The 13,439-nt window shown below is 72.9% G+C and carries 12 protein-coding genes and 1 pseudogene; 5 read left to right on the top strand and 8 right to left on the bottom strand.

Going from position 1 to position 13,439, the window contains the following annotated elements; translation table 11 throughout:
* Positions 1 to 94: 94 nt before the first annotated feature.
* Both AB0D49_RS23705 and AB0D49_RS23700 read right to left on the bottom strand, forming a co-directional pair.
* On the bottom strand, positions 95 to 790 hold the full coding sequence (locus AB0D49_RS23705) for an HAD family phosphatase (protein ID WP_362760706.1): 696 nt from the start codon (positions 788 to 790) through the stop codon (positions 95 to 97).
* 190 nt (positions 791 to 980) lie between these two features.
* Positions 981 to 1,154: pseudogene (locus AB0D49_RS23700) on the bottom strand (response regulator); the annotation flags it as partial.
* A gap of 76 nt (positions 1,155 to 1,230) precedes the next feature.
* On the opposite strand from AB0D49_RS23700, the gene AB0D49_RS23695 reads away from it, so the two are divergent.
* The 4 genes from AB0D49_RS23695 to AB0D49_RS23680 all read left to right on the top strand — a co-directional run bounded on the left by AB0D49_RS23695 (position 1,231) and on the right by AB0D49_RS23680 (position 3,927).
* Positions 1,231 to 2,097: a histidine kinase dimerization/phosphoacceptor domain-containing protein gene (locus AB0D49_RS23695; protein ID WP_362760703.1), complete on the top strand. Its 867-nt coding sequence runs from the start codon at positions 1,231 to 1,233 to the stop codon at positions 2,095 to 2,097.
* Between the two features lie 60 nt (positions 2,098 to 2,157).
* Positions 2,158 to 2,397: an ATP-binding protein gene (locus AB0D49_RS23690; RefSeq protein WP_362760700.1), complete on the top strand. Its 240-nt coding sequence runs from the start codon at positions 2,158 to 2,160 to the stop codon at positions 2,395 to 2,397.
* Positions 2,398 to 2,591: 194 nt separating this feature from the next.
* Positions 2,592 to 2,762 (top strand): hypothetical protein, encoded by a 171-nt coding sequence (locus AB0D49_RS23685; RefSeq protein WP_362760697.1) that lies wholly within the window; start codon positions 2,592 to 2,594, stop codon positions 2,760 to 2,762.
* A 133-nt stretch (positions 2,763 to 2,895) separates the two neighbouring features.
* Positions 2,896 to 3,927 (top strand): lactonase family protein, encoded by a 1,032-nt coding sequence (locus AB0D49_RS23680; RefSeq protein ID WP_362760694.1) that lies wholly within the window; start codon positions 2,896 to 2,898, stop codon positions 3,925 to 3,927.
* A gap of 117 nt (positions 3,928 to 4,044) precedes the next feature.
* Here the strand turns inward: AB0D49_RS23680 and AB0D49_RS23675 are convergent, their stop codons facing one another.
* From AB0D49_RS23675 to AB0D49_RS23660, 4 genes are all read right to left on the bottom strand, one after another.
* A complete protein-coding gene (locus AB0D49_RS23675) occupies positions 4,045 to 4,965 on the bottom strand; it encodes a hypothetical protein (RefSeq protein ID WP_362760692.1) in 921 nt (306 codons plus the stop codon).
* Positions 4,966 to 5,060: 95 nt separating this feature from the next.
* Entirely contained in the window at positions 5,061 to 6,059 is a 999-nt protein-coding gene (locus AB0D49_RS23670; protein ID WP_362760689.1) for a BadF/BadG/BcrA/BcrD ATPase family protein, read from the bottom strand.
* Positions 6,060 to 6,073: 14 nt separating this feature from the next.
* Complete coding sequence (locus tag AB0D49_RS23665; RefSeq protein ID WP_362760686.1) at positions 6,074 to 6,751, bottom strand: uracil-DNA glycosylase; 678 nt, start codon at positions 6,749 to 6,751, stop codon at positions 6,074 to 6,076.
* An 83-nt stretch (positions 6,752 to 6,834) separates the two neighbouring features.
* On the bottom strand, positions 6,835 to 7,977 hold the full coding sequence (locus AB0D49_RS23660) for an exo-alpha-sialidase (protein ID WP_362760683.1): 1,143 nt from the start codon (positions 7,975 to 7,977) through the stop codon (positions 6,835 to 6,837).
* A gap of 376 nt (positions 7,978 to 8,353) precedes the next feature.
* On the opposite strand from AB0D49_RS23660, the gene AB0D49_RS23655 reads away from it, so the two are divergent.
* Positions 8,354 to 8,926, top strand: coding sequence for a hypothetical protein (locus AB0D49_RS23655; protein ID WP_362760680.1), 573 nt, complete (start codon positions 8,354 to 8,356; stop codon positions 8,924 to 8,926).
* 334 nt (positions 8,927 to 9,260) lie between these two features.
* On the opposite strand, the gene AB0D49_RS23650 is transcribed toward AB0D49_RS23655, so the two are convergent.
* Entirely contained in the window at positions 9,261 to 11,315 is a 2,055-nt protein-coding gene (locus AB0D49_RS23650) for a HEAT repeat domain-containing protein (protein ID WP_362760677.1), read from the bottom strand.
* A gap of 427 nt (positions 11,316 to 11,742) precedes the next feature.
* Complete coding sequence (locus AB0D49_RS23645) at positions 11,743 to 13,416, bottom strand: DNA alkylation response protein (protein WP_362760674.1); 1,674 nt, start codon at positions 13,414 to 13,416, stop codon at positions 11,743 to 11,745.
* Positions 13,417 to 13,439 lie beyond the last annotated feature (23 nt).

The raw sequence follows: 13,439 nt of genomic DNA, 5'->3' as shown, positions 1-13,439 counted from the left end.
CAGGGGTTCTTTCGATAGACCGATCGATCCTCCCGCGGCCGATCCCCCCGGCCGATCCACCCCTGATCGACCGATCCCCCGATCAACCAACCGCTCAAGAACCCGGCCCCGACCCCACAAGCCAGTCGAACGCCGCCCGTGCAGTGAACTCCGGCTGACCGCCCCGCACCAGCAACCCGGCCGTCGCGAACTCCGGCGCGTCCGCCTGCGCCGTGACATAGGGAACCGCGATGCAGCGCATCCCGGCCGCGTGGGCGGCCACGGCTCCTGGGGCCGCGTCCTCCACCACCACACAGTCCTCGGGTGCCGCGTCCAGTCTGCGGGCGGCCTCCAGGAACACGTCCGGTGCCGGTTTGCCGTGGGGGACCTCCTCGGCGGAGACGAGGGTGTGCAGCAGGGCGTCCAGGCCGGTCCCGGCCAGCACCGTCCTGATCGCCGCGATCGAGGAGCCGGACGCCACCGCCATGGGCACGCCCGCACCGGCCAGCAGTCCCACGAACTCCCGCATCTCCGGGTAGGCGCGGGTGGAGGCCCCCGCGAGGGCCAGGTACTCCCGGTTCTTGTCGGCGAGCAGTTCGTCCACGGACGCGGCGAGCCCGTAGCGGCGCTTCCAGTCGGTGACCGTCTCCAGGGTGCTGATACCGACGTACTCCTCATGCTCCGCCCAGGAGAAGTCGGGTACGCCGTGGGCGGCCAGCACTCGGCGGCCGGCCTCGTAGTAGTTCGGCTCGCTGTCCACGAGTGTTCCGTCGAGATCGAAGACGACCGAGAGGTCGGGCAAGGTGTTCATGTGCTCAAGGATGCCCAAAGGGGCGTGAGCGATCGAACATCGGGTAATCGTTTCTGCTGTGCGCCGCCCACCTCACGCCGCACACCGCGCCGCCGCCCACCTCACGCCGTCCCGTGCGCCCTCATTCATTCGGTGGTCGTTTGAACGAACGACCACCGACGTACATCGCCACCGGCGACCGTGGGCGCCTGGGCATCTGGACATCGAGGAGCGCCACGTCCGGCCGGTGGTGGCGGACCAGTTCCACGGCCTCCCGCCCGGTCGACGCCTCCGCCACCACCTCGATCTCCGGGTCGGCCGACAGGATCGCTCGGGCCCCCGCCCGCATCGTCGTCTCGTCGTCGGCGATCAGCACCCGAATCACACGATCACACGTTCCCCATTTCTTCCCCCGCCGAGGCAGTCGTCCCACCGGCGTTCCGTCCGGTTCAGGACCCGTCATGCCCGAAGCCCTGAAGTCGCCGGAACCCGGTCGCAGCACCGGTCGAACCCGAATCCTGGTCGAGAGGACGGGCCAGCGCAGCATCGTCAGAACCACCGCACTCTGGGTGGTCCTGGCCGTCCCCGTGCTGCCCGATTCGCCCGGCGATGTGGACTCGCCGGTGTGGTGGCGGCTCGCCGGGGTGCTGGCGCTGCTGCCCGTGGTCGCGTTCCGGGACAGAGCAGCTGCACACGAAGGCCGTTTCCCGCGGGCACAACCGGTGAGGTGGCTGCCGCTGTTCTGGTGCGCCAGCGCGGTCCTGAGCCTGATCAGCCCGTGGTTCTCGCCCAGCGTGTTCGTCATGAGCTATCTCGCCGGGCGCAACGGCGGCAAGCTGTGGAAACGGCCCGTCGAAGCGGCCGTCGCGGTGAGTGTGGTCCTCACGGCGCTGGGCGTCATCGGCCATACGGCGGGCCATCTCACCACCTGGCTGAACAGCACTCCGCTGCTGGTGGGCGCGGTGACCGCCTGGCTGGCCGGCCGCCACCGCCAGCAGCGCCGCGAACTGGAGGCGGAGGGCTGGCAGCGGGCCCGCCAGCTGGAACGCGAACACCGGCTCGTCGCCGACCGCGCCCGGATCAGGGAACGTGCCCGGATCGCCCAGGACATGCACGACCAGCTCGGCCACGACCTGACACTCATCGCCATGCAGGCAGCCGCCCTCGAAGTCGCCCCCCGGCTGGACGAGGAGACCCGGTCCAAGGAGGGCGAACTGCGGCGCAGCACCGCCGAGGCGGTCGGCCGCCTCAGCGACATCATCGGGGTGCTGAGGGTGGAGGCCGCGCAGGAGGAGACGGCGCCGCGCGAGGACCGCGCGAGGACCTGATGGCGACCGTGGGCCGCGCGCGGACCGCGGGCGTGCTGGTCGATCTGCGCCGGATCGGCCTTGACCACACGGCGCCCGGTGGTCGAGGAGGCGGTGCAGCGGGTGGTGCAGGAGGCGTTCACCAACGCCGCCAAGCACGCGCCCGGGGCGGAGGTGCGGATCCGGATCGACCGTCTCACGGACCACACCGTCGTCACCGTCGGCAACGGCGCCTCGGATGACCCCTCCCAGGAGCCGACCGGGAACGGCATGGGACTGGTCGGCTCTCCGAGCGGGTCAGGGTCCTCGGGGGCACACTGACGGCGGGCCACCGCGACGACGGCGGGTTCGAGGTCTCCGCGCGCCTCCCGCACTCCGGTGCCCGCCACGGGTCCGGCGACACCGGTGGACCGGGTGGACCGGACGGACTCGGGACTCCCCTCACCGTCACCGCCCAGCGGGACGCCGAACAGCGGGTACGCCGCAGCCTGGCGGCCGTACTGGCGGTACCCGCGGTGGCCGTGGCCGTGGTCTGCGTGACGACGGTGGTGCACTTCTCCAACGTCTTCGACAGCGCGACCCTCGACACCGCGACCCACCGGAACCTGTCGAAGGGGCAGCGCTGGGAGGATCTGCGGTCGGTCCTGCCGCGGCAGGAGGTACATGTGATCGAACGATCAGAGTGAGGGAGTGAGATCGAACGATCAGAGTGAACGATCAACCGACAGACTCACGCCAATGATCCCCCCTTGGTCTAGACCGCCGTAGATCGACTGCTACCGTCACCTCGGACGGCACAGCCACCGAGAGGGGACAGCGGTGACACACGGCGGCACAGGCAGGCGGGCGTTCATCGGGTCGTTCACGGCGGCGGGCGGACCCGGTGTGGTGACGGCGGCCGTGCATCCGCGCGACGGAGCACTCACCGCGCTGGGCGCCGTGGACGGTGTCGCCGACCCGTCCTTCCTCGCCCTCGCCCCCACGGGCGGCATGCTCTACGCGGTCAGCGAGACGACGGACGGCGCGGTCGCCGCGTACCGCGTCGAGAACGACACGCCCGAACTCGCCGGACGGCCCGTCCCGGTCGGCGGCAGTGGTCCGACCCACCTGACCGTGTACGCGGGACATGTGTTGACCGCCAACTACGGCTCCGGCAGCGTCAGCGCCGTACCCCTCCGCCCGGATGGCACCCTGGAGCCCGCCCCCTGCGATGTGCTCGCGCACTCCGGTGCCGGTCCGTACGCCCCGCGTCAGCAAGGGCCGCACGCCCACCAGGTGCAACCCGACCCCAGCGGGCGCTGGGCGGTCAGCGTCGACCTCGGCACCGACTCGGTACGCGTGTGCACGCTCACCGCGGGCCGTCTCGCCGTGCACCGCGAGATCGCGCTCCGCCCCGGTTCCGGCCCGCGCCACCTCGCCTTCCACCCGGACGGCACGCACGCCTACGTCGTGAACGAACTGACCCCCACGGTCACCGTCTGCCGCTGGGACGCCGCCGACGGCTCGCTCCAGCCGCTCTCCGAGGTCGCGCTGCTGCCCGGCACCCCGGACGGCGACGCCTACCCCTCCGGAATCGTCGCCTCGCCCGACGGACGGTTCGTATGGGCCGCCGTCCGTGGGGAGGACGTTCTGTCGGTGCTGGCCGTCGCCGGGGACGGACTGAAGCTGGTCGGCACGGTTCCCTGCGGCGGCCACTGGCCGCGCGCGATCGACGAGTCCGGCGGCTTCCTCTACGTCGCCAACGAGCGGTCCGGCGACGTGACCTGGTTCGCCCTGGACCCGGACACCGGACTGCCGCACCGCGCGGGCTCCCTCCCTGTCCCGGCCGCGTCCTGCGTGATCTTCGACTAGGCCTCCGGACCCCGAGAGCCCCCGGAGACACCGAAGGGCCCGCTCCCCCCGAGGGAACGGGCCCGGCCGCCACGAGCCACCACCGTCCACCACGCACGTCGGCGTGGCGCGGCGGGCTCACCGCACCGGCGCCCCCTGCGACTGCGGAGCGATCCCCAGCGCCGTCGTGTACTTGGCGAGCGCCAGCTTGCCGATCGCCGGGTAGGGACCCAGCGCCTCCGCGGCGGCGCACCCCGCCTCCTCCGCGGCGGCCTGCACCAGCGCGGAGTCGATCTCCGGACCGATCAGATACGGCGCCAGCGCCAGCTGCTGCGACCCCGAGCCGCGCAACTGCTCGGCGATCGCCGCGATCGAGCCCTCCTCGTCCAGCGCGGCGGCCATCACCGGTACGGCGAGCCGCGCGGCCAGCAGCATGCCGGTGATGCCGGCCGCCTGCACGGCCTCCTCGCCGCCCACGGACGCCAGGATGATGCCGTCCGCCGCCGTGGCCACCGTGAACAGCCGGGCACGGTCAGCGCGCGCGAGACCGGCCTCCGACAGCCGCACATGTAGCGCCTCGGCCAGCAGCGGGTGCGGGCCCAGCACATCGGTCAGCTCGGCGGCCACCTTGCTGTCCATGACGGCCTGCCGGACCTGCCGCAGCAGTGCGTTGTCCGGCCCGGCCAGCAGCGGTACGACGACCGCGACGGGCCCCTCGGGCTCCTTGACGTCGAGACCGGCGGCCACCGCCTGCTCGTAGCGCGCGGAGCGCTCCGCGGCGGTGTGCGCCAGCACGGCCCGCAGCGACGGGAACTCCGTGTCGTCGCCGTCCAGGTAACCGATGCGGGCGTTCAGACCGGGCAGCTCCGAACGCGCGATGCTCACGATCTCCTCGGCGAGCCCACGGGTGGCGGCACTGGGCGTCCCGGGAACCGCGAGAACGAAGGCGGGCGCGCCCTCGGGAGCCGCGAGCGGCTCGGGGCGGCGGTGCCGTCCCGGCTGACGGGGTCGCGGCATTCGTACGGGGAGGCCGGGTGCGGGCCCAGTGGAGGAGCTCATGGCGCCGCATGTTACTGGTTTCCTGGGCTCCCCTGTTCGGGGAGGGTGCAGGTGAGCGGTATCCGTCCGGTTTTGTCTGATGAGTTACGTACAGATCAGAACTCGGTGTCGACGGCTCGGCCGGACGTGCGTTTCACCGACAGCATGTTCTTGTCGTAGGGCAAGGTCAGCGTGGTTCTTGCCAGTCCCGTGGCGATGTGCAAGGAGCCGTCCAGGGGGTCGCCGGCCGCGCGGGTCAGCGGTGCCCGCGGCAGCAGCTCCGCCAACGCGGCCTCCACCGGCTCCAGCAGGGGCGGCCCCATGCGGAACAGGCCGCCGGTGAGGGCCACTCGGGCGTCGTCCCCGTCGGGGCAGACGGCCGCAGCGGACCCGGCCATGTGCCGGGCGGCCTCCCGCAGGATCCGCGCCGCGCGCGGGTCGTGCTCCGCGCAGTCGGCGACATGGGGCGCGAAAGACGCCAGCATCGCGGGCCGGTCGGACCGCGGATACAGCTGCCCCGGCAGCCCGGCCAGCGGCCCGAACTCCTGCTCCGCGCGTGCCCGGAGCCGCTCGGAACCACCCGGTCGGCCGTCGTGGGCGGCCAGCGCCGCCTGGAGCCCGGCCCGGCCGATCCACGCCCCGCCGCCACAGTCGCCCAGCAGATGCCCCCATCCGTCGGCCCGCCGCCACCGCGTCAGATCCGTGCCCACGGCGATCAGACCCGTCCCGGCGGCCACCACCGCACCCGGCCGCTCCCCGAGCGCACCGACGTACGCGGTGACCGCGTCGGCGGCCAGGGCGAGCGTCTCGGTGCCGAACGCGCGGTGCAGCGCCCCCGGCAGCTCCGCCCGCAGCGCGTCCCCCAGCGTGCCGAGCCCGGCGGCGCCGATCGCCGCCGTACGCAGCACCGTGACCCCGGTGTCGTCGGCCAGGGAGCGGACCATCGGCACCAGTTGGCCCAGCAGATGATCCGGGTCGATGCCGCGCGGTCCGGTGCGTACGGGCTCGGTGGACGCGCGCCGGGCGAGGGCGCCCCGGGCCGCCGTACCGACGACGACCCGTAGACCCGAGCCGCCCGAGTCGACGGCGAGGATGCCCGCGGTGTCCCCGGGCATGTCCCCGCCGCCGGTCACGGCAGACGCCAGTCGACCGGCTGGCCGCCCTGCGAGACCAGCATGTCGTTGACCCGGCTGAACGGACGCGAACCGAAGAAGCCCCGGTCCGCGGACATCGGCGACGGATGCGCCGACTCCACCGCGGGCAGCGCGCCGAGCAGCGGACGCAGATTCCGCGCGTCGCGGCCCCACAGGATCGACACCAGAGGCGTGCCCCGCGCGGCCAGCGCCCGGATCGCCTGCTCGGTGACCTCCTCCCAGCCCTGGCCGCGATGCGCCCCCGGCTTGCGCGGGGCGGTGGTAAGCGCCCTGTTGAGGAGCAGCACCCCCTGCTGGGTCCAGGGCGTCAGATCGCCGTTGGACGGCTGCGGCAGCCCCAGGTCCGTGTTCAGCTCGCGGTAGATGTTGATCAGGCTGCCCGGCAGCGGCCGTACGTCCGGCGCCACCGAGAAGGACAGCCCCACCGCGTGTCCGGGGGTCGGATAGGGGTCCTGCCCGACGATCAGGACACGGACGTCGTCGAACGGCTGCTGGAAGGCGCGCAGGACATTCGGTCCGGCCGGGAGGTAGGTCCGCCCGGCGGCGATCTCCGCCCGGAGGAAGTCGCCCATGGCGGTGATCCGCCCGGCGACCGGTTCCAGGGCCTTCGCCCAGCCCGCTTCGACGATTTCATGCAAGGGTCGTGGTGCCACGGTGTCACCCTACTGCCGTACACGGCGCGGTGATCACCCGATGGCCGGCACCCGGCCGCCATCTGTCCTCCCGGCTTTCCGGGTCAGGCCACGACGGCCGCGCGGACGCACAGCACATCGGGCAGGTGGGAGGCCAACTGCCGCCAGCTGTCGCCGTCGTCGGCCGAGGCGAACACCTCGCCGTTGCGGTTGCCGAAGTGCACGCCCGCCGGGTCGCCGTCGTCCGTGCACAGCGCGTCGCGCAGCACCGTGCCGTAGTGGTCCTCCTGGGGCAGCCCCGCCGAAAGCGCCTCCCAGGACCGTCCCGCGTCCGCCGTACGGAACACCCGGCAGCGCCGGTCGGCGGGCACCCGGTCCGCGTCCGCGGTGATCGGGAAGACATACGCGGTGTCCCCGCGCGCGGGATGCGTGGCGGCGGCGAAGCCGAACGTGGACGGCAGGCCCGCGCCGATGTCGGTCCAGTGCGCGCCCGCGTCGTCCGTGCGATAGACGCCCCAGTGGTTCTGGAGGTACATGCGGTCGGGGTCCGCGGAATCCTTCGCGATCTTGTGTACGCACTGGCCGAACTCCGGGTTCGGGTCCGGCAGGAACACCGCGGACACGCCCGAGTTGGCGGGCGTCCAGCTCTCCCCGCCGTCCGTCGTACGGAACACACCGGCCGTGGACACCGCCACCGTCACCGTCCGGGCGTCCCGCGCGTCCGTGACGACCGTGTGCAGCCCCTCACCGCCGCCGCCAGGCACCCACTGCGCGCGGGTGGGGTGCTCCCACAGCGGCCGGACCAGGGAGAACGTCTCCCCGCGGTCCTCCGAGCGGTACAGCGCCGCCGGTTCCGTGCCCGCGTACACCACGTCCGCCTCGGCCGCCGCGGGGTGCAGCTGCCACACCCGCTCCAGGGAGGCGCCCGTGTCCTTGGGGAACTTCACCGCCGGGCGGGCCGGTTCGACCCAGGTCCGGCCCAGATCGTCGGAGTGGAACACCGACGGCCCCCAGTGCGCGCTGTCGCCGCCCGCCAGCAGCCGGGGCGTCGGCCCACGGGTGTCGATGGCGACCGAGTACACGGCCTGCGCGTTGAAGTACGGGCTTTCGTCGAACACCCACGCGTCACCGCGTCGCCGCCCGATGAACAGACCCTTGCGCGTCCCCACGGCGAGTAGTACTTCGGTCATGCTGGCCACCTCCGCGACATCGTCGTCCCAGACATCCGCCAGTCTGCACCCCACCACTGACAGTCTCCCTCCCGAACACCGTCCGCGCAGGTCAGAGCCGCTGTGTCGAGCGGGGGGCGAGGTCGGGTGCCGTGGCCGATGCCGGTGTCGCCCGACCTTCCGCCCACCGCACGGATCGGGCCACCGGCGACCCGCGCCGTGAGTAGCGGGCGGCGGACACGCGTATGCAAGGGAGTGGGCCGTGGACGCCCGGACGGGCGGGGAGCGGACGCCCCGGCCCGGCGGGTGCGGAGGAGCACCGCGGGGACACCCGCACACGCGAGTCAGGGCCGACCGGCTGTGGGCGGTGGACGCCGACGCCGGGCGGACGACCGTGGTGCGGGGGCGCGTTCCGGCGGACCACTCGCGTACAGGGACGAGGAGGAAGCCGTCGATGGTGATCCGGGATCGCAGGGTCTGGTTGTGGCGCTGGCGGCGCAATGCGCTCCGGCGGCCGTCGGACCGGACCGACGCGAGGGTTCTGCTGGCCTCATGGACGCTGGCCGTCCTGGCCGTCGCCGTCGCCGGGCCGCTCACGGCCCGCTCCGTCGAGTCCACGGTCGCACGGGACCGGATGGAACGGCGTCCGGTGACCGCCTCGCTCGCGGCGCCGGTCCCAGGGGCCCCGTCCCGGGCCGCCGCCGACCTGGTCTGGGCACATGTGACATGGACCGCGCCGGACGGCTCCACCCGCGCGGGGCAGACCCGGGTCGCACCCGGCAGCCGCGCGGGCAAGGAGGTCACCGTGTGGACCGATCGCGCGGGTCGCCTGGTCACCGAGCCCGCCACCGCCACCGAGGCGCGGGTCCACTCGCTCCTGGTGGGCGGCCTGGCGGGGGCCGTCGCGGCGGTCCTGCCGCTCATCGCCGGGAGCACGCTCCGCGCCCGCCTGGAACGCCGCCGCCTGGATCAGTGGGACGCGGACTGGGCCCGCTTCGACGCGCTCCGCAGACGGCACCTGGGGTGACGGTCAGGTGCCGGGGGAGCGGGCGGGGGTACGCCGGCCCGGGGGAGCGGGCGGGGTACGCCGGTCATGTGTGCCGCGTATGCCGCGACAGCCCTTGGGTGTCGGTCGTCGGTCACCGGCACCTCGTCACCGGGGTGCCCAGGGTCTGGCGTGCCTTGCCCGGTACGTGCAACGCGGCACACCGGCGCCTCGCGTGGCGTGCGGAGTATGGAACGGGGCATGTGGTGTGCCGAGCACGGAGCGGGGTGCGTGGTGTGCCGAGTACCGAACAGGGCGTGATCGGCGACCTGGAGGGCCGCTGAAGGGTCATCTGGAGGGCCACCTGGAGGCCCCTCTAGAAGGGGCCCGCCTCCCCACCCCGCACCAGCTCGCGGCACAGCTCCAGCAGACGCTCGTCCTTGGGAATGTCGTCGCTGCCATGGCCGTCTTCGCGGGCCAGATGCCGCCGTCCCGCGCCGAGTTCCGCCTCCGGAAGATCCCGCAGCGGTAGGGCGGCCGGTCCCATCGCGCGCAGATGCTCGGCGATCCGTACACGCGGGTACGGGCTCTCCGCCCAGGCGGACCGCATCGCGGCGAGGACCGGCTCCACGGCCGTCGTGCCGATGCGCCAGAGGGCGTGGGCCGCCGCGGTCCGTTCCCAGACGGTGCCGGACCGCACCATGCGCCGCAGCGCGTTGAGCGCGGGCCGGGCCGCCGGTCCCAGCTCCGCCACCTCCTCCGCCGCCGCCGTACGCCGGTACGGGTCCTTGGCCTTGAGTTCGCGCAGCAGCACCGGCAGCACGGCTTCAGCGTCGCCCTCCACGGACCACAGCGCGCCCGCGGCGGCGGTGCCGGACCCGCCGTCCAGGTAGCGGCGCAGCACGGGCGCGGCCTCCAGCGCGGCCGGACCGAACGCGCCCACCGCGCGGATCGCCGCCTGCGCGAGGAGCCCGGTCGGCTCGTCGCCCGAGTGGCTGCCCAGCAGGCGCAGCGCCTCGGGTACGGCCCCTTCGTCACCGAGTTCGGTCAGGGCCTTCAGCAACGGCAGGGCGCGGCTGACGGCGCCGGGGGAGTCGGGGGCGACGGTGGAGAGTTCACGCCGGAGGGCGGGCGCGAGGGGGCCCGCGGGCGGGCCGAGGAGGGGGACCACCACGCCGAGGTCGTCGGGGACGGCGGGCCCCGCGAGGATCTCGGCGAGCACCGGTACCGCGCGCGGGTCCCCCGTTCTGGCGAGGGCCTTGAGAGGCGCCCCCAGGGTGGGCGCTCCGCGTTCCCAGCGCCGGACCCAGAGATCCGGGCGGGTCGTCACGAGCGCGTGCAGCGCGTCGGCGGCCGGTGCGGCGAGGGCGAAGAGATCGCCCAGGGCCGCGACCGCCGCGTCCCGCAGACCCCCTTCCTCGGCGCCCAGTTGCCGCCCGATCAGCGCCACGGGCTCGGCGTAGTCACCCCGCCACGCCCGGAACAGCCCCGACGACATCCACACCGCGTTGCACCGGTCCGACGTGCCCGGACTCGTCAACTGGCCGTTCAGCAGCGCGATGCGCTCCGGCACGCGGTCGCCCAGCGCGCGGTGGAGCGTCCTCAACAGCTGAGACCCCTCCTCGTCCGACGGCCGGAGCCGCCGGAAGTGCCGGGCCAGGGTGTCCGTCACCGCATGACACGGCTCCCCGGGCGGCTGCACCGTCGAGCGCTCCCTGAGCAGTCCCACGGCCATGGCGACCAGGTTCTCCGGGAGGCGCTCCGGCGCGCCCGCGGCGAGCTGGCCGAGCGCGGCGAGACGGAGCGCGGGCCCGTTGGGCGGCGCGCTCTGCGCGGCGAGGATGTCCAGCGCCGGGCCAGAGTAGGCGGGGTGGCGCCTCGCGAACAGCCCCAGTGCCTCGGCGAGTGCGATCAGGACCCGGTCCTCTCTTTCGCGCTGTATCCGCTCCCGCAACAGGGCCAGCACACGAGCCGGCTCGTCCAGGAAACCGACCACCGCGCGGGGCGCCACCTGGCGCACCCCCGGATCGGCGTCCCCCACCAGACGCGCGAACACCGGCGCGCCCGCCCGCACCGCGGCGCGCGCCCGCGCGTGCAACTGCCGCTCCCGGCCGGAACCGGCCCCCGTGCCCCCCGACCCGTCGCCGGTGTCGTCCGCCTCGCCCCCGATGCTCACCAGCAGCTCGACGATCCCGGCCCGGTCGCGGCCCTCCTCGTGCTCCGCCAGGGCGAGGAGAAACGGAACACACGCGAGCGTCGAGTCGTAGACGCTGCCCTGATGGTGCACCGCGCCGTACATCCCGTCGAGCGCGGTCTCCCGCTCGGCCGCGTCCTCCGAGGCGAGGCTCCGCAGCAGTCGTGGCACGTCCCGTGCGCTGCCGTAGGCATGCGTGAGCGATGCCCAGTCGATGTCGTCGATCCCCGTGAACATCCCGTCCTCCCCCGGGCGCAGCGGTCACACTGCCCTTCCGATCTGGAGTCTGCACCACGGCACCGACAACGAACCGGAATCCCGCCGGGAGGATATGGGATCTCCGACACGTATGTGCGAAGGAGCGCATGATCGTGGATCGGACCAGCGAGAACACCGCGTGGCGCTCGGGTTCGACGGGAGCGAGTGTGAGTTTGAGCGTTTGTTCATTCGCGTTCATGCGGAGAGCAAACGATCTCCGAACAAGCGGTGTTTGAACCCGGTCGGTGGCGTGGGGGGCCCACCAAATGGTTGTTGAACAAGCGGTCTCTGAATAGGCGGTCTCTGAACAAGCGGTCTCCGTAAGGCCCTCCGCCGACGGAGAGGTACACGGGCTGCGTTCCCGCCCGCACGATCCTGACGGGACCGGCCCCACACGCACCCGCTCTCACAGACCGTTCGGCAGCGCCCGTTCCAGGATCGTGTCCACGTCCGCCGCGCCCGGGAGGGTGCCGAAGGAGTGCCCCCAGTCGCCGCCGAGCCGGGTCGCGCAGAAGGCGTCCGCGACGGCTGCCGGGGCGTGACGTACAAGCAGGGACGCCTGGAGCGTCAGGGCCATCTGTTCGACCAGCCGGCGCGCGCTCGTCGGCGCGGCGGTGGCGAGCAGGTCCTTGAGGCGGGCCACGGAGGCGTCCAGGCGGGGATCGGCGCCCCGGGCTAGGGCGAGTTCGGCGAAGAGGGCGTCCGCGGTGCCTGGTTCGCGGCCGAGCGCGCGCAGCACATCGAGCGCGTTGACGTTGCCCGAGCCCTCCCAGATCGACAGCAGTGGCGCCTCGCGGTAGTGCCGGGGCATGCCCGACTCCTCCACATAGCCGTTCCCGCCCAGGCACTCCAGGGCCTCCGCGGTGAACGCCGGCCCGCGCTTGGTGACCCAGTACTTGCCGACGGCCGTCGCGATCCGGCGGAAGCCCCGCTCCGCGTCGTCACCGTGCACCGCGCGGTCGGCCGCACCCGCCAGCCGCAGCGTGAGCGTGGTGGCCGCCTCGGACTCCAGCGCCAGATCCGCGAGCACATTGCGCATGAGCGGCTGATCGATCAGCAGGGCGCCGAAGGCGCTCCGGTGCCGGACATGGTGTCCCGCCTCGACGAGCGTCTTGCGCATGAGGGTCGCCGAGGCCATCACACAGTCCAGCCGTGTGCAATTGACCATCTCAATGATCGTTTTGACGCCCTGGCCCTCCGGTCCGACCAACCAGGCGACCGTGCCGTCGAACTCGGGCTCCGAGGACGCGTTCGAACGGTTGCCGAGCTTGTCCTTCAACCGCTGGATGTGGAACGGATTCCGGGCGCCGTCGGGCAACACGCGCGGGACGAGGAAACAGGACAGCCCCTCCGGTGCCTGAGCCAGCACCAGGAATAGATCACACATCGGCGCGGAGGTGAACCACTTGTGCCCCCGCAGGGTGTACACGCCCGGTTCGGCCGTCGGTGTCGCGATCGTCGTGTTCGTTCGAACATCGGAGCCGCCCTGCTTCTCGGTCATCCCCATGCCCGCGAGCAGTCCGCGCTTCTCGGTCGGCACCCGCAACCCGGGGTCGTACTCCCGGCTGGTCAGCAACGGCTCGTACACCTTCGCCAGGTCCGGCTGACGGCGCAGCGCGGGAACCGCCGCATAGGTCATCGACGTGGGACAGCCGTGCCCGGCCTCGCTGTGCCCCCACACCAGGCCCCCGGCCGTACGGGCCACATGTGCGCCGGACCGGTCGTCGCCCCACGGCGCGCCCGCGAGGCCCTCCTCCACGGCAACCTGCATCAGCGCGTGCCAGCTCGGATGGAACTCGACCTCGTCGATCCGGTTGCCGAAACGATCGTGCGTGCGCAGCACGGGTTCATGCCGGTTCGCCAGTTCCCCCCACTCCTGCGCCTCCACTCCACCGGCCCGCCGCCCGAGCCGCCGCAGATCGGCCTCGGCCCAGCCGGCCCCCTCCCTGCGTACTCCTTCGAGCAGCGCCACGTCGTCGGAGGCGTCATAGGGAGCGAGCGGAGGTGGCTGATTGATCACTTCATGAGTGGTGTGCTGCCCGTCCGCCGGGACCAGGTCGTGCGCGGGAATGGTGGCCATAACAGAAGTGTTGCACTATTCCT

Origin of the sequence: Streptomyces sp. NPDC048290 (assembly GCF_040652095.1) — a bacterium.
Classification (GTDB): domain Bacteria; phylum Actinomycetota; class Actinomycetes; order Streptomycetales; family Streptomycetaceae; genus Streptomyces.
Note: the sequence above shows the minus strand (reverse complement) of the source record. Positions and strands in the feature narration are given on the sequence as shown.